The organism is Microcoleus sp. D3_18_C4 (genome assembly GCF_036702355.1).
Taxonomy (GTDB): Bacteria; Cyanobacteriota; Cyanobacteriia; order Cyanobacteriales; family Microcoleaceae; genus Microcoleus.
The window spans coordinates 1-21,179 of record NZ_JAUBTF010000001.1 but is presented as its reverse complement, the minus strand read 5'-3'; the positions used below and the strand labels follow the sequence as shown (position 1 = coordinate 21,179).

14 protein-coding genes, 1 tRNA gene and 1 CRISPR repeat array are annotated in these 21,179 nt (G+C 45.0%); of the genes, 5 read left to right on the top strand and 10 right to left on the bottom strand.

Going from position 1 to position 21,179, the window contains the following annotated elements; genetic code table 11:
• A partial coding sequence (locus QUA90_RS00075; protein ID WP_333443204.1) for an nSTAND1 domain-containing NTPase occupies positions 1–2,733 on the bottom strand: 2,733 nt, incomplete at its 3' end.
• Between the two features lie 148 nt (positions 2,734–2,881).
• On the opposite strand from QUA90_RS00075, the gene QUA90_RS00070 reads away from it, so the two are divergent.
• Positions 2,882–3,286: a CU044_2847 family protein gene (locus QUA90_RS00070; protein ID WP_333443202.1), complete on the top strand. Its 405-nt coding sequence runs from the start codon at positions 2,882–2,884 to the stop codon at positions 3,284–3,286.
• Between the two features lie 113 nt (positions 3,287–3,399).
• Here the strand turns inward: QUA90_RS00070 and QUA90_RS00065 are convergent, their stop codons facing one another.
• The 7 genes from QUA90_RS00065 to QUA90_RS00035 all read right to left on the bottom strand — a co-directional run bounded on the left by QUA90_RS00065 (position 3,400) and on the right by QUA90_RS00035 (position 13,011).
• The gene (locus QUA90_RS00065) at positions 3,400–4,098 is read right to left on the bottom strand and encodes a SprT family zinc-dependent metalloprotease (protein ID WP_333443200.1); all 699 of its coding nucleotides are present in this window, start codon (positions 4,096–4,098) and stop codon (positions 3,400–3,402) included.
• Complete coding sequence (locus QUA90_RS00060; protein WP_333443198.1) at positions 4,095–7,271, bottom strand: HsdR family type I site-specific deoxyribonuclease; 3,177 nt, start codon at positions 7,269–7,271, stop codon at positions 4,095–4,097. Before QUA90_RS00060 ends, QUA90_RS00065 begins: the two co-directional genes overlap by 4 nt.
• On the bottom strand, positions 7,252–8,433 hold the full coding sequence (locus QUA90_RS00055) for a hypothetical protein (protein WP_333443196.1): 1,182 nt from the start codon (positions 8,431–8,433) through the stop codon (positions 7,252–7,254). The genes QUA90_RS00060 and QUA90_RS00055 overlap by 20 nt, the downstream gene beginning before the upstream one ends.
• A gap of 1 nt (position 8,434) precedes the next feature.
• On the bottom strand, positions 8,435–9,781 hold the full coding sequence (locus tag QUA90_RS00050; RefSeq protein ID WP_333443194.1) for a restriction endonuclease subunit S: 1,347 nt from the start codon (positions 9,779–9,781) through the stop codon (positions 8,435–8,437).
• Positions 9,774–10,850 carry a hypothetical protein gene (locus QUA90_RS00045; RefSeq protein WP_333443192.1) on the bottom strand — a complete coding sequence of 359 codons (1,077 nt, stop codon included), beginning with the start codon at positions 10,848–10,850 and terminating at the stop codon, positions 9,774–9,776. The genes QUA90_RS00050 and QUA90_RS00045 overlap by 8 nt, the downstream gene beginning before the upstream one ends.
• Positions 10,850–12,388 (bottom strand): class I SAM-dependent DNA methyltransferase, encoded by a 1,539-nt coding sequence (locus QUA90_RS00040; RefSeq protein WP_333443190.1) that lies wholly within the window; start codon positions 12,386–12,388, stop codon positions 10,850–10,852. The genes QUA90_RS00045 and QUA90_RS00040 overlap by 1 nt, the downstream gene beginning before the upstream one ends.
• Positions 12,389–12,570: 182 nt before the next feature.
• Positions 12,571–13,011 (bottom strand): MerR family transcriptional regulator, encoded by a 441-nt coding sequence (locus tag QUA90_RS00035; RefSeq protein WP_333443188.1) that lies wholly within the window; start codon positions 13,009–13,011, stop codon positions 12,571–12,573.
• Positions 13,012–13,120: 109 nt separating this feature from the next.
• Here QUA90_RS00035 and cas12k point away from each other — a divergent pair, with 109 nt between their 5' ends.
• Positions 13,121–15,034: a type V CRISPR-associated protein Cas12k gene (gene cas12k / locus QUA90_RS00030; protein ID WP_333443186.1), complete on the top strand. Its 1,914-nt coding sequence runs from the start codon at positions 13,121–13,123 to the stop codon at positions 15,032–15,034.
• Positions 15,035–15,485: 451 nt separating this feature from the next.
• A CRISPR array of direct repeats spans positions 15,486–15,814; the repeat unit is 37 nt; unit sequence GCTTCAATGGCCATCCCGACTAGGGGTGGGTTGAAAG.
• A 224-nt stretch (positions 15,815–16,038) separates the two neighbouring features.
• Here the strand turns inward: cas12k and QUA90_RS00025 are convergent.
• A tRNA-Cys gene (locus tag QUA90_RS00025) sits at positions 16,039–16,109 on the bottom strand.
• 14 nt (positions 16,110–16,123) lie between these two features.
• Between QUA90_RS00025 and cpdA the strand changes: the two genes are divergently transcribed.
• From cpdA to QUA90_RS00010, 3 genes are all read left to right on the top strand, one after another.
• Positions 16,124–17,065, top strand: coding sequence for a 3',5'-cyclic-AMP phosphodiesterase (gene cpdA, locus QUA90_RS00020; protein ID WP_333443184.1), 942 nt, complete (start codon positions 16,124–16,126; stop codon positions 17,063–17,065).
• A gap of 188 nt (positions 17,066–17,253) precedes the next feature.
• Positions 17,254–18,732, top strand: a complete 1,479-nt coding sequence (locus QUA90_RS00015) for an alpha-amylase (protein WP_333332602.1) — start codon at positions 17,254–17,256, stop codon at positions 18,730–18,732.
• Positions 18,733–18,934: 202 nt separating this feature from the next.
• A complete protein-coding gene (locus tag QUA90_RS00010) occupies positions 18,935–19,711 on the top strand; it encodes an SDR family NAD(P)-dependent oxidoreductase (protein WP_333332600.1) in 777 nt (258 codons plus the stop codon).
• Between the two features lie 79 nt (positions 19,712–19,790).
• Here QUA90_RS00010 and cofG read toward each other — a convergent pair whose 3' ends face one another.
• Positions 19,791–20,741, bottom strand: a complete 951-nt coding sequence (cofG, locus tag QUA90_RS00005) for a 7,8-didemethyl-8-hydroxy-5-deazariboflavin synthase subunit CofG (protein ID WP_333443182.1) — start codon at positions 20,739–20,741, stop codon at positions 19,791–19,793.
• Between the last annotated feature and the right edge of the window lie 438 nt (positions 20,742–21,179).

Below are 21,179 nucleotides of genomic sequence, written 5' to 3'. Positions count from 1 at the left end.
TCGAAACGGTTGACCAATCGGGTTGCCTTGGATGTCCCACAACCGCACGGTCTTGTCGTGACTACCACTGACAATCAGCTTGCCATCGGGGCTAAAGGCGACTGACCTGACAAAATCCTCATGTCCCTGGAAAGGTTGAGTGACGGGGTTGCCTTTGGTATCCCACAACCGCACCGTATTGTCATTACTACCACTGACAATCAGCTTGCCATCGGGGCTAAAGGCGACTGACCTGACAAAATCCTCATGCTCTCCCAAAGTGATTGGCACCCTCGCCATCTTCATCGCTTCATTGAGACTTCCCTGAACGGGAGCAAGAATCTTCTCTTCACCTAACTGATCTAAATTCAGCCCCATTGATTGAATTGCCAGCACTAACCCATCTAGGGGTTGAACAGGCAGTAAATTCGACACCCTGGCTGATTGCTCTCGCAGAATAGATTCAGTGAGTGCCTTCTCTTTGTCAGCTAACGTCTGCTTTAAAGAAGCATTCAGAGCTTGTTCTCTTTTGAGCTGCTCGTCTTTTTCTCTTTGTAGGCGATCTCGAAGTTTTATACTCTCCTCAATAAACTCCTGAGCAACTCCATCGAGGAAGCCAAGATTGAGGTAATCCCTTTGATAATCTTCAGCCTCAATTAATCTACCTTCCCGCAGTAATAACCCTTCAGGTTTTTCCTTCGCTGTCCATTCTTTAGCATCAGTTTCAATCCGGCGCTCGATTCCTAAAGGTATTCGGTAATCTTCTACCCAATCCCGCAGCTTTTCCCAATGACGAATTAGAGCCTCATGGGTAATGTCAATCACAGCATTAGGCTTTAGCTTCTTAGGTATCAATACATCAGTTTGAGTTGGTGGCAAATCCTGAGGTTTTGATTGAGCAGTAGTAGTGACTAATCCTGCCTCAGTAGTAGTAATTAACCTGGCTTCTGCCAACTTCCTAATCACCCCATCTAGCAACGCCTCTGGATGCTGAGAATTGATTAAGTCCTCTTTACGCGCCCGCCTGCGAGTATCTGCTACTTCACCAAGCTGAGTGAGTTCTAAGAAAATTCGTTGAGCAACAGGCTTCTCCTCTTCATTTAGAGATTCATAAACCTCATTTGCTCGTTTTTCCAGAATTCCCTTAATTCCACCTTTATCGCCACCTAACTGCTCGTAACAAAAGAGAGTTAACCAGTTCATTACTGGTTCCCGCCGAGCTTTCCAGAGTTCCATCAGCGTGTACTGCAACAGTGGTAAACTTCCTGGTGAGTCTGCCACGTCTTCAATCATCCGCGTAACTAACTGTGGCTCAACTTGCAAGCCGACTTGTTCAGCCGGTTTAATAATTGCCTCTTCTAACTCCTTTGAAGTCATCGGCTTTACTGTTACCAAATGTTTGTCAATCTTGTTAGCTAATCCTGCATATTCAGCACACTTGCCTAGGAAATCTGCCCTCATCCCTAACACCAGACAAAGTTTGTTGTCTTCCCCTTCTACAGCATTCAGGAGGCAATCAAAAAATTGCTCTCGTTCCCTGCTGTCTTGACACATGGTGAAGCATTCTTCAAACTGATCGACCACCAACACTACGCGACTCGTCTCGGCTTCGGTAACTAGCTGATTCAACTCATTCGCTGCTCTCCCAATTACTGCTTCTAGATTCTGAAGGGGATGCTCACCGGGAGTAAATGGTTGATAAATTTGCCAGCGATTGCTGCCTGTTAACTTGACACCTAAATTTAATTGATGGAGTAATCCAGCTCTTAAAACCGAAGACTTACCACTCCCGGATGCTCCTAAAACAGTAATAAAATTATCTATGCGAACTTGCTCAATCAACTCATCCGTCAGCGCTGTCCGCCCCCAGAAAAAGTGAGCATCTTCTTGCTTGAAATATTCCAATCCCTTGTAAGGACAAATCCCTTCATCCGGTGAATTAACTGATTTTGGCTTACAGGTGGTAAGAATAATTGGGCTGCCAGAGTTGTGACAAAGAGGACGTTGTGTTTCCGTCTTTAGCTCTTTGTTGATAAAATCAGCTAAGGTGTGCGTCGTCACCCAACCATCCGGCCGTTCTTCTGGGTTAAGTCCTTTCAGCAATGCTGCTGCTAGTAATCCATGAGTGCCACTGGCTTTTTCACGAGCCACCTCAAACGCACGAGAAGCAGTAATAAAACAGCGATCGCGCTCTTCCTGGTTACCGGGGTCAGCTTCATCGAGATTCTCTTCCCCAATAAAAATTGTCTCTTGGGAATTCTCCTTGAAATTGAACAATTCACCACTGTGACAGCAATCGAGCCAAACAATCTGCTGTCGCACTGGACTATCCTGCAATATCTCGCGCAGGTCTTGCAACGAAAAGCCCCAGTGGTGTTTATCGGGATTCACATCGCTAGTTGCTAAATAGCCTTCATATCGCCTGCCCTTTTGCTTTCGCAACCCGTGACCCGAAAAGAATAACAGGGCTGTTTCTGGAGTATAATCTCCCTCTGGTAAAAAGAGTTGGTTTAACGCCTCCTCTAGCTGGGTCAAAGTGACTGGAGTTGTCTGACCCACACGACCCAAGTCATTTTCGAGATTTTCTTTGTCCTTGACTGCTGGGAGTCGCCGCACTCGAAAGTTCCCATACTTTGTGAGCATTCGTGCGATCGCCTCAGCATCCTGTGCAGGGGCTTTCAAACCCTTAAGGCGGGGATACTCATAAGTATTGATTCCAACAATCAAAGCATCCCGACGTATCTCTTGGCTCATAAGGCGCTAGACCAGAAGTATTGTCTGATTATACAAAACTTTCGCCGAGCTTTCCGGAAAAGCTACCTCTTAAGATAGATACTTAATGTATCCAAAAATAACTTTCTTTACCCAGTAAAGAAGAATAAGCTCACTAGGATGTTATCCCATGACTAAACTCGCGCCTATTAAATTAGAAGACGGAACTGTTATCTACATTGAAGCCACAGAAAATGTGGACACTCTCTCCGTCAGCACTGAAGAATCCGCAGAAAATGAGGAAGCAGAAGAATCACTCGATGAAAAGGGACTGAGTGATGACCTACAAAAACAAGCGATTCAAAGTTTTCAGAAAATTCAAACAACGATTCATGCCTATACGGTTTATACCTTGAGTGCTTTTAAGAAAGTTGCGATCGCCAACATCGACAAAGTTACATTAGAATTTGGTATTGAACTTGGTGGCGAAGCAGGTGTTCCTTATGTAACAAAAGGAACGGCTAAAAGTAACCTAAAAATTACAGTAGAGTGTTCGTTTCCTGATATAGCCGAACAGAAACCTGAAACGAAATAACTGCTTGGCTTTCCCTTAACCCACAAGGGGGAAAGCGGATAGTGTCTATTGCAGTAATGGCAAAGTGAAATGAGCGGGTTGCAACTGCGATCGCACCCACTTCTCACCTATCCCTAAAGGTCATAACTTGCCCCATTCTGGGCTAACCAACGCTTACGATCGCACCAATCATTCACCATTCGCTCCAGCCTATCCCAGAACGCATGATTGTGGTGCGGTTCAATCAGATGCACCAACTCGTGAACCACTACATACTCAATCATGGTTCGCGGTAGCATCGCCACTCGCCAATGAAAATATAAATCTCCCTTGTGCCCGCAGGAACCCCAGCGATAGCCTAAATCTCGCACTTGCACGGAACGGGGAGAAGCTTCGAGGCCATCGACCAAAGCAGCAATTTGTGTATCTAAAATTGACGAAAGGCGATCGCCATACCATCGAATAAAAGCTTCTCTCCCCTGCGCCAGCGCTTCTCGCTGCAACTCAAAACGACTTTGATACAATCTCAAAGGTGGCTTTCCCTCCACGCCATCCACCAGTTTGAGGCTGTAGCTGCGTCCCAGATAGTAAAAGCTTTCCCCGGAAACGTATTCTTTAGCAGGGGTGGGAGGATTGAGAGATTCTTTCTCGATTAGTTTACTGTGAATCCACAAGCGCTTCTCGTTGACGACTTTTTCTAATGTTTCAATCGGCACTTGTGGGGGAGTTGACAGAGTTAATTGACCGTCTCGTTCGACAGTGATGCCGATGGTGCGACGTTTGGCACTCGGGCGCAATTTAAAGGAAAGGTCGCCAAAGGTTAGTGTTGTCATAAGATTAGCCGATCGCGATTTTTACGGGCAAGTTGTACCAGTTTATCTGCCACTGCTTCTAATTGTTCGTAATTCACTGCATCCTTATCATCTAAATACCCGGCTATCCACTTTCTTAAATCTTCTTGAACGACAGGTCTGTCCCAATTTACCCGTCGAAGTTCTTGCCTAATGTGGTTGACAATTTCGACGGTTAGTGCTGCAAGTTCGGTGAGGTTTTTGTCCGAATGTTCGCCTAAAATATTTAGAAATGGCAGTTGAGTTTTCGGGTCTAACCCGGTTTCATCGGTCTGGCGACCTGTTTGGATTTCTTCGATATATTTCCGCAAAGCTTCTACTTTTTCTTGCCAGTTTTCGGCTAAAGATTCGAGAATTTCTTGCAGTTTATCGCTCAAATTTTTGTAAAAAACTGGGTCTTCATCATAGTGGATATCAATGTGGTAACGGGCGGCGAATTCCATTTCGGCTGCTTGGGCTTTAATTGACCGATGCCGCTGGACGTGAGTTTTAAAATCCAGAGACATAATATCAATAGGCGGAACTTTTGGATCGATTCCTTGGGATTCAATATATTGGTCAATTAATGCCCGGACTTTTTCTTTGGCGCTGACAATGTTGAGTTTTTCATCTCGATAAAGGTCAGCGACAGATTTTTTAATTAGACCTAATTTTTTGGCATCTTTGACAAAGTTATAAGGATAACGGGCTTCGGTACGGGGTAAAATTGTGTCTAAGGTGTCGAGAAAGTCTTTAAGATAATTGTTGAATTCGACTCTGAGACGATCGTCCCTAAGCACGTCAACACAATCGTCTAAATCGTCTATAGTGCAACCGCTTTGGCTGAATAAATTAATGACTAGCTGGTGTTTATCTCGCAATTTTGGCAACTCTCCCCGAATATCAAACCAAGCGGCTTCTGTATCTACCTTTTCGTAAATTGCTAAAGCTTCTGCTAGATTCACGCCGTAATAATCTACGACTAAGCCATATTCTTTAGTCTCATCATGAACGCGGTTAACGCGGGCAATAGCCTGTAATAGTTCATATTCTTTCATTCCTCGGTCTAAATATAAAACTTGTTCTAACGGCGCATCAAATCCCGTCAATAGCATACTTTTAACAATTAAAATTGCTAAACAGTTTTTGGCTAAAGGATCTTTAAATTTAGCAATATTGATTTCTTGTTGACTCTTATCAGTCCACTTTTTCCAGTAGGGGTCGTCATCTTTATCGGCAGAAATGACTGCCGCAAATTCTAGGCGGCGGATTGTTTCTAAATGTGGTAAGGCTTGGGCGAGAAAGCGAGTTTCTGCATTCAGGTTTTCTAGGGTTTCAGTGTCGAAAGTTTGCAGGATGGGGGCGCGAGTTTCTAGTTGCTGCACCAGTTCTCTTTGGGCTTCTAAAAATGCTTCTTGATAACGGACGGCGGCGAGGCGAGTTGAGGCGACAACTTGCGCTTTGAAACCTCCGGGAAGGATACGATCGCAATAATGACGCAGCATATTTTTAGCTTTGGCTTTAATCAGTTCTCGCGCTTCGCAGACTTGGGTTTTAGTCGCGTATTTAGCTTTAATTTGCGCCCGTTCTTCTGGGGTTTTATCCTGAAATACGATTTCAAATAGTTTATCTAGGTCATCGCCTTGGGTGACTGTACCTCTGGCTTCTAACCCTTCATAAAGAATCGGTAAAGTAACTTTATCTTCTTGAGATTGGCGGATATTGTATTGGTCGATAAAATCACCAAAAATTTGCTTGGTCGTTTTCTTGGCAGATTGGACGATCGGAGTACCAGTAAAACCAATTCGGACACAATTGGGTAATGCTGTCAAGAGGTTCGTGTGGAGGGTGCTGGCGTGCGATCGGTGCGCTTCATCAATTAGCACTAAAATATCCTCAGAAGAATTGAGATTTTTCGGCATAGGCTCAAATTTTTCTTCTTCTTCTGAGTCTTCACCACCTTTGAATTTTTGAATCATTCCGAAGATTAAGCCTGCACCGGGTTGTGTGAGGTAGTTTTCTAGCTTTTTGACGTTTTTCGCTTTTTGTAAGGGTTCGCCTGTAAGAACGGCTGTCTCGGATAGTTGCTTTTCTAAGTCGGTGCGGTCAGTAACGACGACTATCTTGAAGCGGCGCAAGGCGGGGATGGTGCGAATTTTCCGTATCAGGTACACCATTGTCAGGCTTTTGCCGGAACCTTGGGTGTGCCAGATGATTCCACCACGTTGGTCATCAGTGCCATGTTGCGTGCGGCTTGGGTTGTGGAGGAGTCGCCTGATTGCTTCGTGGACTGCCCGATATTGTTGGTAACGGGGGGCGAGTTTAATCGTGCGTCTGTCGCTGGTTTTGAAGAGGGTAAAGTTTCGCAGGATGTCGAGGAGGTTGGCGGGTTGTAGCATCCCGGCAATAAGCATTTGGCGCGAGTTGAGTTCGGTAACGCCGAGTTCTGTGGCTATTTCGGTTTGGGGGCAGGGAGTGGTGTCTTTCCACTCGACATAATGCTCGTAGTTCGCGCCGATGGTTCCTGCTTGTGCCCGTCCTCTAGAGGCGGCTATCATTAACTGGTTGTAGTGAAATAGCTTTTCTGCACCTTCCGGTTGGCTAGCACCTCGCTGGTTGGAATATTTTAAAAGGTCGCTAATAGCTTGGGTGATTGGTTTATCGAGGTTGGGGCTTTTACACTCGATGACGACGAGGGGGATGCCGTTGACGAGTAGCACGATGTCCGGGACGATAAACCCCCCTTTGCCTGTTGCCCAAGGGGGGTCTACTCGGTATTGATTGATGGCTAGGAATTCGTTGCGGTAGGGATGCTCGAAGTCGATGAAGTGGACGGTTTGGTCTTTGCCGTCTTGTCCCTGAACAGTGGTGCCTTTGAGGAGTAAATTTGTAGCGGCTTGATTGGCTTCCATTAGTCTTTGTGCGCCCAGACGCTCTAATTGACTCACGGCGGCATTGACTTGGGTATCATCGAGCCAAGGATTGCCGCTGTCATCGAGGTTGATGCGCTTGATGGCGATTTTTAGACGATCGCCAATTAAGACTTGCTTGAAGTTCTCGCGATCGGTAACTTGGGGATTATCCCAACTGCCCTCGATATGCCGCCAACCCATGCTGATAAGTTGGTCGATGGTAGGCTTTTCAGAGTAGAGGTATTCAGGAGTTTGTTGAAACATTGAAACTATTTTTTAGATACTCCAAATAAGTAGATTTCACAATTAGGAATAATTGTTCATCTTCAAAAATAAATTTTATGTAATTGGATTTTTTATTGCTAGAACGTAGAGGTTTACATATAACCTCAGCTCCAGAAGGTTGTTCAGGTTCTATAGTAACAAGAAACAAATAGTTACAATTAAACTCTGAATTTATTAAATCGGGGAGTTCTTGTTGTTTAGGCATTTCAAACATTTTATCTTTTAAATTAGTATTAAGAGGTAAAATATGGTAGAGATTGATTGTAGTAGGAAGAATTTTTATATATTCCTCGGAATCGTAGCGACCAACAGTTGGTTCTTGTAAAAAATTAAAGTCAATAGTATAAACAAATAATATATTATCCACATATGCGACCTTAAATATTTTAGATATCAAACTAATCTTAGGCTTTATATTAATATCTTGAACTATCCAAGTTAAATAGGTAATATCATCTATTTTCTTGAAACTCTTCTCTTCCTCTATATAAGTAGCGACTTCATATGCTCCACCGTAATATTGTAATAAACTTCTGGAAGTTGACATCTCATCAGCAAAGAACCATCCGCACAACGTAAGTAACTCAATCACAACATTATCAAAATTTGTTAGGTTACTATTTGAATAACATCTGGAAACTTGCTTAAGTAGTTGTTCCATATCATAGGTTCCAGACCCACAGATTTTTATGTTTCCATATCTAGGAAGATTTAGTTCATGAATTAGAACGCCATTAAATGAGTGACTAAACGAATGGAATCCCTCCGAATCTTTAATATATCCAATAAAACCAACTTTTTGTTTTCCTATCCATCTGTTTATATCATTATTGATTTCAATGAAAAATCTTTCAAGAGATTCTTTTGTAAATGATTGGCTAGAATGTCGATTTTTTAATTCGGATACAATTACCGTAGCTGCTAGAGGGCTACCTGCCCAACCAATAATCAAATTGTTATCAATAATATTAACTTTTTGTTTTAAGTCTGTAATACTCCAGCCAGTGCCTTCTGGGAAAATTTCATAAATATCACCAATCGTTGGAATAGATAGAGGTTGCTCTAATTCATATCCAGATATTAATACATCTCCTAAAATAGCTGGAAGCTCATTTATCATCAAGGCAACTACTAAAGTCATTCTATTTATCTCCTAGAGAATTAACTCGCACTTTTCCGGTTAATAAGTCGTGCATCAGTCCTTGTTTCTGGAGTTTGAGCTTGTCGCGGTAGGCTTCTTCTGTGCGGATACGAGTGTCATGGATATCGATCATTTCAACAATTCGTATTTGCTCTTTGATTGGTGGTAATTGGATAGGAAATGATGCTATTAATCGTTCGTTAAGGTTTGACTGGTTAGATCCGTGGCTTATACTTCTTATCTCATCATAGTAATAGCTGAGATAATGAAATAGATAGCGTGATACTAACTTATTGTCTTTGGGGATAATTGCAGCACAGGCTTGATTAGTAGTTGCTTCAATACCGAGGATTCCGACTTTGCCGCGTGTAACTCCTTGCCCATACATAGCCATGAGGACTGTATCAACTGGATAAACAGTCAAGGAAGTTTCACTCAGTGCCTTTTGTGTTACTTTTTCCTCAGTATCCTGAATAAATGTGTAATTTACCTCGCCTGTTTTTACCCATGCTATTGTGCCATCTTGCCAATATTTTGGGTTACTACGGTTTGGAGTGGAACCTGAACTCGTAGAAGCTTGCTCACCAATTGTAGTAGCCTCCCAATCTTTCGGGATTCGTCCCAGTGGTGAGTCTTGGAACTGTTCGGGGTGTCCGATCGCATCCCTCAATTCCCCATTCTCATCTAACCCCCGTGTCAGCAAGTCGTGCAGCAGTCCAGCCTTCATCAGCTTGAGCTTGGCGATGAGGGATTCTTGTGATCGAACGAGGGCAGATAGAGTAAACAAAATTTCTGTGATCGCTCTCTGCTCACTTTGCTCTTTTGGCATCGGCAGAATGATCGCATCCAAGTCAGAGTTGTAAATGTGCTGAACTTTTGTACCTTGAGGAATTCGATCAATTTGCGCTCTGAAGTAAGTGCCTTTAAGCGCCCAGAATAAGAAGGGAAGATAACAATCTTTAGCTCGAAAACGGGCAATTCTTTGGTTTAGAAGGCAAAATGTATCAGGCGGTGTCATACAGACACGACCTAAAAACTGATCATCGAGGGATTGAGCTGTCAAGTTCATGACTAGCTCCTCACCAAGAACAATGTAATCAGGTGCCAACTCAGCCCACTTTAAAGGTAGGTATGTTGTATGAGCTTCATCCCAGAGAACAAAATCATCATCAGGCAGATTTCCAGGTCGAAGCAGAGGTCTGCCACTTTCAGAATAGTCTAATGAAGGAAACGATTTGCCGTTCTGATAAGAGGCAATATCTGTTAGTTTTCTTAATTCCCAATCTTTTGGAATCCTGCCAACTGGCGAATCCTTAAACTCCTCAGTCTTAACCAAAGTTTCACGCATAATACCCCAACACACTCAAAAACTCACTCAACTGCTGACGCGCCGCATCCCGTTCCCCCTCAATATCCTGCAACGTCACCCGATACTTATCCCACCAATTCTCTACCGTCACAATCACCTGCTGACGGTGAGCCGTGACATATCGCTCCAACTCAGCAATTAAGCCGTCCTTGAAAATCGCCAACACCAACTCCTGACACTTTTCATCCATCAACGCCGCACGCGCCGCTTCCAAACGCTTCACCAACTCATTCTTCAGCGTTCTCAGCCTCCCCTTCGCTTCATTCAATTGCTTTTTAATTTCCTTATAGGGTTCCAGTTGTTTCTCAATCTCGGCAATTTCCGCTTCCATCGGCTCAACCGTCGCCTCAAGTTCTGCGATTTTAGCCGCATTCAACAACGGCGAATTCTTCCTTAAATCCTTAATTTCCTTCTTCGGCTCCTTAATCGCACCTTTCAGAGTCTTGAGCCTTGTCTCCAACTCCTTAGCAAAATTAACCGCCTCCGCTTCCTCATCGCTGGCTTCTCCCTCCTGGGCCTCCGCCTCTTCCCCCCCTTCAAACGCAACCTTAAGCTGCTCTAACTGGGCAATTTTCGCCTCAGCGTCCGCAATTTCCTCCAGATAGTCCGGCATCAACCGCACCACCAGCTTATGATTGAGCGGGTCGAACTTCGTCTGATTTTTCTGTGTCTCATCATCCTGTTCTAAAGCATCCCGAATCGTATCCACCCAACTATCAACCAACCCGCCAAAATCCGATTCTGACAGCGTTCTGAGTTCATACTTCACTTCATCCCACCAACTCGCCACCACACCCGCAACCTTGAAGCGGTCAAGTAAACCCACAGGTTCCAGGCTATCAACAAACGAATGCAAAAACTCCCCTCGCAGTTCCATCACTTTCTTCGTTTTCGGCAACTCGCCCAAATCTGGTGCATGAAGTTGCCACCAAGCAGCAAACACACTATAAAGCTTACCTTCTTGTTGTTGAACGCCAGCATCAGATTCAATAAAATTTTTAATCTGCCCTCTTTCCGTAATTGAGGCAATAAAATCTAAATAATCCATTAACAATGCTCCACTAAAATTCTAGTTGGATCGAATCCATGCGCCTCTAACAAGGGACGCTTTGCCTCTACCTCAACTTTAGGAATTCCTCCCAATAAATGAGCTTTCACATCCTGTGGTTCTGGCGGTGGCGCATTGTCCGCATAGCGGCGAATATTGCAGTTATAATCATTGTCTGCTAATTCCTGCTTTGTCACCACAGCCGAATAACCCGGTAAAGCCTTAAATTTTTCAAACACCCAAGTAATCTTTTCAATATGTTCGGGGCGCAAATAATTCTGAGCGCGACCTGCATAATATTCCGCATCGGCATTAATAAATAATACCTGATTTTTACGTGCCGCAGGTTTGGCATCTTTACGGCCACGCATCACTAAAATACAAGCAGGAATCCCCGTCCCATAAAATAAATTTGGCGGCAAACCAATCACCGCTTCTAAACGATCTTTCTCAATCAAACTCTCGCGAATCTTTTTCTCTTCACCCCCCCGAAACAGCACCCCATGAGGCATTACCGTTGCCATCATCCCATTATCTTTTAGCACCGCCATCATGTGCTGAGCAAACATTAAATCTGCTTTTTTCCCCGTTTCTGGACAAAATCCATGCGTAAACCTTCCCTGAAATGCCATCCCTTCACGGCTATAGTTTTGGGAAAAAGGCGGATTGCTAATTACTCGGTCAAACCGCATGAGTTCCCCGCCTTCAATATGTAAGGGATTAAATAGCGTATCATCATTGTGAATATCCGCGTCCCGAATCCCGTGCAGCAGCATATTAATCTTACAAATTGCCCACACGCCGCCGTTATTATCCTGCCCGTAAAGCGCTAAATTTCTGGCATCGCCGCCACACTCTTCAACATATTGCTGTGCCAGAATTAATATACCTCCAGAACCACAACAAGGGTCATAAACAGACATCCCTGGTTGTGGTTTCATCAGCCTCACCATCAACTGCACCACTTCACGCGGCGTATAAAATTCGCCCCCTTTCTTCCCCGCAGAATCAGCAAAATCTTTAATCAAATACTCATAAGCTGCACCCAATAAATCGGGAAACACTAAATCTTCATTTCGTAATCGATATTTACTAAAATGTTGAATTAATTCGCGCAACTTAGAATCAGAAATCCGACTCTTTCCCACCTGACGATTAAAATTAATGTGACCTAATACTCCTGCTAAAGCTTGGTTCTTATCTTCCAGAGATCCTAAAGCTTTATTCAATCCATCTGCTACTTTTTCATGTACTTCATCGCGAATATAAGCCCATCGCGCTTTTTCCGGTACAAAAAAAGCCTCTTGGTAACTCATGGGATTTTCCGCCCTCAGTTTCGCATCTTCTTGCGTGCGTCCCCGTGCCAGATTGTCCTGTAGAATTTGGTCATAACGTTGCTCAAACACATCCGAAGCGCGTTTGAGGAATAGCATCCCAAAAATATACTCTTTGAACTCCGAAGCATCCATATTGCCCCGCAGGATATCGGCGGCGGCAAACAGATGTCGTTCCAGTTGTGGCAGAGTTAGCTTACCCATGAAAAAATACTTAATATTAAGAAAAAAATATTCCTGATAAATGCGATCGCACCTAACTCACCAGCTTACTAGCTACCCCTTGATGAATCAGATCTAACCAGACCGGAATTACAGGCTGACCAGATTTTAAGAATGCGATCGCACTCTCCTAATCAAACTCTACCAGTTTAAGCGATCGCACTTTACACCCTCACTCTCACATTCACTCTCTCACGCAACCGCCCATAAATCACATCTAACCAAACCGGTACTACAAACTTACCCTCAGCCCAAGCTGCTACTACTTTTTCCACATCGAACTCTACCAGCTTAGAATCTCCTCCCTGCGACTCCTTGACAAAAATTAACCGTTTTTGCTCCCGATCGCTCAAAAGCCCCGGATACTGCTCCTTAAGCGTCTTCAGCACTTCCCGCCCCACCTCAAAGGTAAAACCCACCGACAGCCAATAAACCATCGCCGCCAACTCCACCAAATTTTCCTCAGAGTAGTAAATACTTCTCCCCGTCCCCGTTTCCGTAATCACAGGGACAACCACCCCACTCTCACGCCAATACTGCAACTGACGTAACGTACAGCCTGCAATCTGGGCCGCCTGCTTAGTCGTAAAAAAGCGCTCTTCCATGAAACTCATTCTACAGGAGCGCTGATTTATACATTTATGTTAGATTTGTACACTTATGTTATATCTATACATTTATGTTAGTATTGGAACATTACTGTTAAAAGCAGCCATGAGTCAAATCACCATCCAGTGTCGCCTAATCGCCAATGAGTCCACCCGCCGTCAACTTTGGGAGTTAATGGCACAGAAAAACACGCCCCTCATCAATGAACTCCTAGAACAAGTTGGCCAACACCCTGATTTCCCGACGTGGCGACAAAACGGCAAACTCCCCGCAGGACTGATCAAACAGCTTTGCGAATCTCTCAAAACTGACCCCCGGTATGTCGGCCAACCCAGTCGCTTTTACATGAGTGCGATCGCCCTCGTTAACTACATCTACAAATCTTGGTTAGCCTTAATGAAACGGTTGCAATACCAACTCGAAGGCAAAACCCGTTGGCTAGAAATGCTCAAAAGCGATGCCGAACTCGTAGAAACTAACGGCATTACCTTAGACACCCTTCGCACCAAAGCCGCTGAAATCTTGGCTCAATTTACTCCGCACTCAGCCCTCCCCGACTCTCCCAAGCCTAAAAAAACAAGTAAAAGAGCAAAAAAACCGAAAGTTTCCGAAACTAACCGCAGCCTATCTCACAGCTTGTTTGAAGCCTACCGCCAAAGTGAAGACAACTTGAACCGAAGCGCGATCGCTTACTTGTTGAAAAACGGCTGTAAACTCACCGATAAAGAAGAAGACCCAGAAAAATTTGCCAAACGTCGCCGCCGAGTCGAAATCCAAATCCAGCGCCTCATCGAACAGCTAACCGCCAGAATGCCCAAAGGTAGAGACTTAACAAACGCTAGATGGTTAGAAACATTAGCGATCGCATCTACCACCTTCCCCGAAAGCGAAGCCCAAGCCAAATCCTGGCAAGACCGCCTCTTGAAACAACCCAGCACCCTACCCTTCCCCGTCACCTACGAAACCAACGAAGACCTAATCTGGTTTAAAAACCCCTCAAACCGCCTCTGCGTCAAATTTAACGGCTTAAGCGAATACAGTTGTCAGATATATTGCGATCAGCGTCAAATCCTTTGGTTTAATCGTTTCCTAGAAGACCAACAAATCAAACGAGCCAGCAAAAACCAACATTCCAGCAGCCTTTTCACCCTCCGTAGCGGCCGCATTGCTTGGCAAGAAGGAGAAGGAAAAAGCGAACCTTGGAACGTCCACCGCTTAACCCTTTACTGCACCGTTGATACCCGTCTCTGGACTGCCGAAGGTACAGAACAAGTCAAGCAAGAAAAAGCCGCCGAAATTGCCAAAGTCCTCACCAAAACCAAAGAAAAAGGCAACCTTAACGAAAATCAGCAAGCCTTTATTCAGCGCAAAAACTCTACATTAGCTCGTATTAATAACCCTTTCCCCCGCCCCAGTCAACCTTTATATCAGGGGCAACCTCATATTCTCGTTGGTGTGAGCCTGGGCTTAGAAAAACCTGCTACCATCGCCGTAGTAGATGCGATCTCATCTAAACCCCTGACTTACCGCAGTGTCAAACAGCTACTTGGTAAAAATTACCATTTACTCAACCGCCAGCGACAGGAAAAACAGCGCACTTCCCAACAGCGACACAGCGCCCAAAAACAGGCTGCCCCTAACCGTTTTGGAGAATCGGAGTTAGGGGAATATGTAGATAGATTACTAGCCAAAGAGATTATCGCGACCGCGCAAAAATACCAAGCTAGTAGCATCGTCTTACCCAAACTCGGCGATATGCGAGAAATAGTCCAAAGCGAAATTCAAGCTTTAGCCCAGCAAAAATGCCCAGAATTTTTAGAAGGTCAGCGAAACTACGCTAAACAATACCGGGTTAGCGTTCACAATTGGAGTTATGGCAGACTAATCGAGTGTATCAAGAGTCAAGCAGCGAAAGTTGGGATGGCGATCGAAGAGGGACAGCAGCCAGTTAGAGGAAGTCCCCAAGAGAAAGCAAAGGAGATAGCGATCTCCGTCTATCACTCACGTTCCAAAACTTAATTGACAACTAACTGCACCTTGACAATAGAATAGTAAATAGCGCCGCTGGTCATGCTCGTCAGAGCCTCTGAGCAGTGATAAATGAGGGTTAGTTTGACGGTTGGAAGACCGTTGTGCTTTCTGACCCTAGTGGCTGCCCACCCCGAAGCTGCTATCCCTTGCGGATAGGAATTAGGTGCGCCCCCAGCAATACGGGTGCGGGTTTACCGCAGTGGTGGCTACTGAATCACCTCCGACCAAGGGGGAACCCACCTTATTTTTTTTCGTGAACCCAAGCGGGAGCGAAATCCCCAAGAGGTTGACGAATCTTCTGAAGTTAATAGCCAGACTAAGTTTGGGCTTTTTCTGGGATGGCTAACCCTCCTGTTGTGACAGTTTCCAGAGCAATATTTCCAAGGTTGACGAAATTTGTTTCTGGAAGCCAGGTCAGGTTAGGGTTTAAGCGCTTAGAGCTTCAAGGGCCATCCCGACTAGGGGTGGGTTGAAAAGATAAAAAGCGTTCGGCTGCCGATAAACCGCTCCGCTTCAATGGCCATCCCGACTAGGGGTGGGTTGAAAGGCTAAAGAAGCCTTACCATAAAAGAGGTGCAAGCGTGCTTCAATGGCCATCCCGACTAGGGGTGGGTTGAAAGTTGAAGTGAGGCTGTTTACGTTTGGCTCGTTTACGAAAAGAGGCTTCAATGGCCATCCCGACTAGGGGTGGGTTGAAAGAACGCTAACCAGCGGAAGATTAAGTGCGCCACGCTTCAATGGCCATCCCGACTAGGGGTGGGTTGAAAGCTATTTTGTTCGACCGAATGCTATTATTCTAGGGTTATAACGCTTCAATGGTCATAGACTACGAGTGGGTTGAAAGGTAAGGCAGGGGTCTGCCACAATATATTTGTAATACTTTTGTAAGCTATCTTCTTTTCAGGACAACAATATGTCAAGGCGGACAAATAATTTGTCAAACGGACAGCAATATGTCAACGCGGACAAATAATTTGACACTCGACAAATTAAGGCGGCACCCAGATTTGAACTGGGGGTGGAGGTTTTGCAGACCTCTGCCTTACCACTTGGCTATGCCGCCGTCACGTCTGAAATTTGACGTTTTCTTATAGTACACCAAATCTCGAAAATTTTAACATACCTGTCAAAAATTTCGTAAAGCGCAGCTATCCCCTAGGGAATCGCCCTTTTTTCCCACACCTCCAAAACCCATCCGAGGCTATTCTAGAACTACATCGATCGCCCGCAACACCAGCCATGACACCAGTTTCTCCCCTACTCGTCGCCCAAATCACCGACACTCACTTGTTTGCAGAGATCGATCGAGAATGGAAAGGCCTCTCAACAACCCGCACCCTCCAAGCAGTTCTCGATCGCCTGCAACAGATACAGCCGCCGCCCGACTTACTCCTACTCACAGGCGACTTGTCCCAAGACGAAACACCAGAATCCTACCAGCGCCTAGTCTCCCTCATCGCCCCCCTCGGAATTCCCGCCTACTGGATACCTGGGAACCACGACAACATCCCAGTCATGGCAGAAATCTTAAATCAGTCGCCTCTTTCCCCAGAAAAATCATGGATGCTAGGAAACTGGCAATTTCTATTACTTTCGAGTGTGGAAGCCGGATGCGACGGCGGGCGGCTTTCCCCAGAAAGCTTGCATTGGCTAGACTCTCAACTGCAACAAACGGGCGATCGACCTGTTATCATTGCGTTGCACCATCATCCTTTGCCGATCGACTCTGAAATCATGGATGGAATGATGCTGCAGAATGCCGATGAATTTTTCGCAATTGTCGATCGATATCCTCAAATCAAAATCGTCCTCTGCGGCCACATTCACCAAGAATTTCAACAACAGCGGGGCTCAGTTACCTACTTGGGGACACCCAGCACCTGCATCCAACTTTTACCCAAAAGCCATCCGATTATCCTTGACGAAATCCCGCCCGGATTTAGATTGCTTGAATTGGCGATCGACGGTACTTGGAACACCAGAGTTGAGCGAGTTGCCGCACAATCGCTACCAAATTAATATTTTTTAGTCTGCCTAAAATTAGTATCAAATTTACATTCTGTTGTCAATACATCAACAGATAGATTTTTTTTAGCAGCCCCATCTTTTATGATATTTATTAACCATAGATTGCAGACATACGTAAACTAGCGAGCTACGAACATAAATGTCGATCGCAATTTAAAAAAACAGGAAAAACTAAATATATGTCTCAACTCAATGGCGTGATGATGCAGTATTTCCACTGGTACAGCCCCGACGACGGCAGCCTGTGGAATCAGCTAGCGAAATCGGCAAAAGATTTAGCCAAAATAGGCGTTACATCCCTGTGGTTGCCACCCGCCTATAAAGGAACTGGCGGCGGTATGGATGTAGGTTACGGCGTCTACGATTTATTCGATTTAGGCGAGTTCGACCAAAAAGGGTCAGTACGCACGAAATACGGCACAAAAGATGAATATTTGGCCGCGATTAAAGCTGCCCAAGATGCTGGAATTCGGATTTATGCCGATGTTGTCTTCAACCACAAATTAGGTGCCGATGCAGAAGAAGAAGCCGAAGCCACACCCTTCCATCCCGACAACCGGAATGACACCGTAGGCGAATATCAAAAAATCAAAGCTTGGACGCATTTTACTTTCCCCGGCCGCGACCAAAAATATTCCCGCATGGAGTGGCATTGGTGGCATTTTGACGCCATTGATTACAACGTTTACAACACAGAAACCCATGCCGTTTACTTGCTAAAAGGCAAAGAATTCGATCGAGGAGTAGACTTAGAAAAAGGTAATTTTGACTACCTCATGGGTTGCGATTTAGATATGGACAACCCAGAAGTCAGCGGGGAGTTAAAATACTGGGGTGAGTGGTATGTCGATACAACAAACGTTGACGGCTTTCGCTTCGATGCCGTCAAACACGTTAAAGCAGAATTTTTCCAAGAATGGTTGGAACACGTTCGCCACTATGCCCAACGCGACCTATTTGCCGTCGGTGAATATTGGTCTTACGAAGTGGAAGCTTTGCACTACTTCATCCAAGCAACGGATGGTAAAGTCTCCTTATTTGACGCACCCCTCCATTACAACTTCCACGCTGCTAGCAAAGCCGGCAATAGCTACGACTTGCGAACAATTTTTGATAACACCCTCGTCCAACAGCAACCAACCCTCGCTGTTACCTTGGTTGACAACCATGATTCTCAACCATTGCAATCCCTAGAATCTGTTGTCGAGGCTTGGTTTAAACCTCTTGCCTACGCTTTAATCTTGCTGCGAAGCGAAGGATATCCGTGCATTTTTTACCCGGACTATTATGGCGCCAACTATAAGGATACAGCAAACGATGGCAACGAATACGAAATTTGGTTAGACAAACATCAGTTTATTCTCGATAAATTCTTGTTCGCGCGCCAAACTTATTCCTACGGCAATCAGTACGATTACTTCGACCACGCCAATACCATTGGCTGGACGCGACTCGGAGATGAAGAACATCCGGGCGGCATGGCTGTGGTACTCAGTAACGGAGGCGATGGCACCAAGTTTATGGAAGTCGGACAACCGAATCGAACTTATATTGACATCACCGAACACATCAAAGAATCAATCACAACTAATGACGATGGTTGGGCTGATTTTAGGTGTAACGCCGGTTCTGTTTCGGTCTGGGTGCCACAGCCGTAAAGACTACGTTAAAATTGACGTAATCCTCTGCCTAAAGTAGGGTGTGCACTGCACACCTTACCGCTATAATTAGTACCTTAAACCACTTTTAACTTGCATGATTTTGATGAAAGAAACTTGTTTGTAGTGAGGACTAAAGTCCTCTCTCTAGTATTATTTTTATGCTATGCGATCGCCCAAAAAAATATTTATCTAAAAAAATATGAAACTTTCAGAAAAAGTTGCAGTTATTACCGGCGGTGGGTCGGGAATTGGTCATGCAGCAGCAATTTTAATGGCCAAGGAAGGCGCCAAAGTTGCTATTATAGATCACATTTTGGAAACGGGGCAAGAAACCGTCCGCCAGTTGGTCAATGAAGGAGGCTGCGGGCTGGCTATTGCCGCAGATGTTGGGGATTCTCAGCAAATGCAACAAGCATTTCAAACAATTTTTGACAAATATCAAAGAATTGATATTGTGTTTGCAAATGCTGGTATTAACGGTGTATGGTCGCCGATAGAGGAGATAGAACCCGAGGAGTGGGATCGGACAATTAACACCAACCTCAGAGGAACATTTTTGACTGTTAAGTATGCTATTCCTCATCTGAAAAAACAAGGAGGTTCGATTGTCATTACATCATCAATTAATGGCACCAGAAGTTTCAGGAAAGTTGGTGCCACGGCCTACGCTTGTTCAAAAGCTGCCCAAGTAGCCTTTGCAAAAATGCTGGCGCTAGAACTCGCAGCCTGCCAAATCAGAGTCAATGTGATCTGTCCGGGCGGGGTGCTGACTGCCATTGAGGAAAGCACTGTTAAGCGCCATCTCGATCGCATTCCAGTGGACCCTGATTCCATTCAAGACATGATTCCTTTGACGGATAATACGGCCGGTTCTAGCGAAGAAGTCGCTCAATTAGTGTTATTTCTGGTATCACATTCCTCCAGCTTCATCACAGGTACTGAAGTCTGGATTGATGGTGGCGGTTCTTTGATTTAAAATATTAATATATTATGCGGTTGAAACGGCTTATTGTCAAACGAAGTCGCAGCAGAGGGGTACTAAGAAATAAGAAGGTCTAAGGACTAACTCTCCAGTGTTTGACAGTAGTTTGCAATGTCGGGGGCAGCCACTTATCGTACTGAGGATAAACAGGCAAACGCTGCACGAGTTGCCATCCCGATGCCGCTAAAATTTCTGTTAAGGTTTGGTGTTGCAGGTGAGGATAATCGGGGTTAACTTCATCCCGCGGCCCAATTCCTCCTAAATCTCTAGCACCTGCTTCTAAACAAGCAAGTAATATGTCTGGCTGTGCAACTAAATTCGGCGGAATTTGCAGCCTGATTTCAGATGGTAAAATGCTGCGGGCGATCGCAATTACTTCCGGCATTTTTGTAGCATCAAAAACTTCACCGTCCCAACTTTGCTGATTTCCCGGACTGTGTGGCTGGAGGATAACTTCTTGAATGTGATTGTAACGCGAATGAATGCGGGCGATCGCCTCCAGCGTCTCAATCCAATCTGCCTCACTTTCCCCAATTCCCAGCAGCAAACCAGTTGTAAACGGAATCTTCAATTCCCCAGCCCATTCTAACTGTTGCAGCCGTAGCGCCGGCACTTTACTCGGTGCGTGTCGGTGAACAGTTTGTAACAAATGTGGGGCAAGCTGTTCTAGCATCAGCCCCATCGATACATTTACCTTTTTTAACTGTGCCATCTCCTCAAAGCTGAGCGGTCCCACATTAGTATGCGGCAAAAATCCCAGAGCAAGTGCCAGTTCGCACAAATCGTAAATTCGCTGCAACCAAGCTTTTCGCCGTTGACTGTGAGGGTGTACCTCGCCGCTGAGGATGAGAATTTCAATTACACCTTGAGTTTGCAGGAGCAAAAGCTGTTTTTCGGCTTCTGCGAGTGTTAGCCAAGGGCTTTGCAGCGGTTCTGCCCGAAAATTGCAATAGGTGCAGCGGTTAAAACACTCGTAAGTGGGAACCAGAGTATAAGCAGGGCTGTAGGTGACGTTGCGGGACATTCCTTGGGATTTTTATCGATCGGACTTGTGCAACAACATATATATGTCAATGGGAGTTTTGCGGTTTGCGATCGCAACCCTTCATCTATCTTAACACTGACGCAAGCCCGGAATCTCGTTGTCCAGGTAGATTATGAGTATTCTTCTTTCGTGGGCGATCGTCCACCAATTCCGCATTCAGCTTTTCAACTCCTTATATAGCAAGCCTTCTGGCTTTTAAAAAGCATAATTTATGACACATATAAGAAAAACTGTTCTTAAAAGGCCTTTACAAACTGAAATAAAAGCTTTATGTTTATTTACATGGCGGAACACAAAGCCGTCGCGAACATTGACAACCAAATAAAGCAATCATAAACAAATGACAACAACCTTACAGCAGCGCGAAAGCGCCAATGTCTGGGAACGCTTTTGTGAGTGGGTAACATCAACCGACAA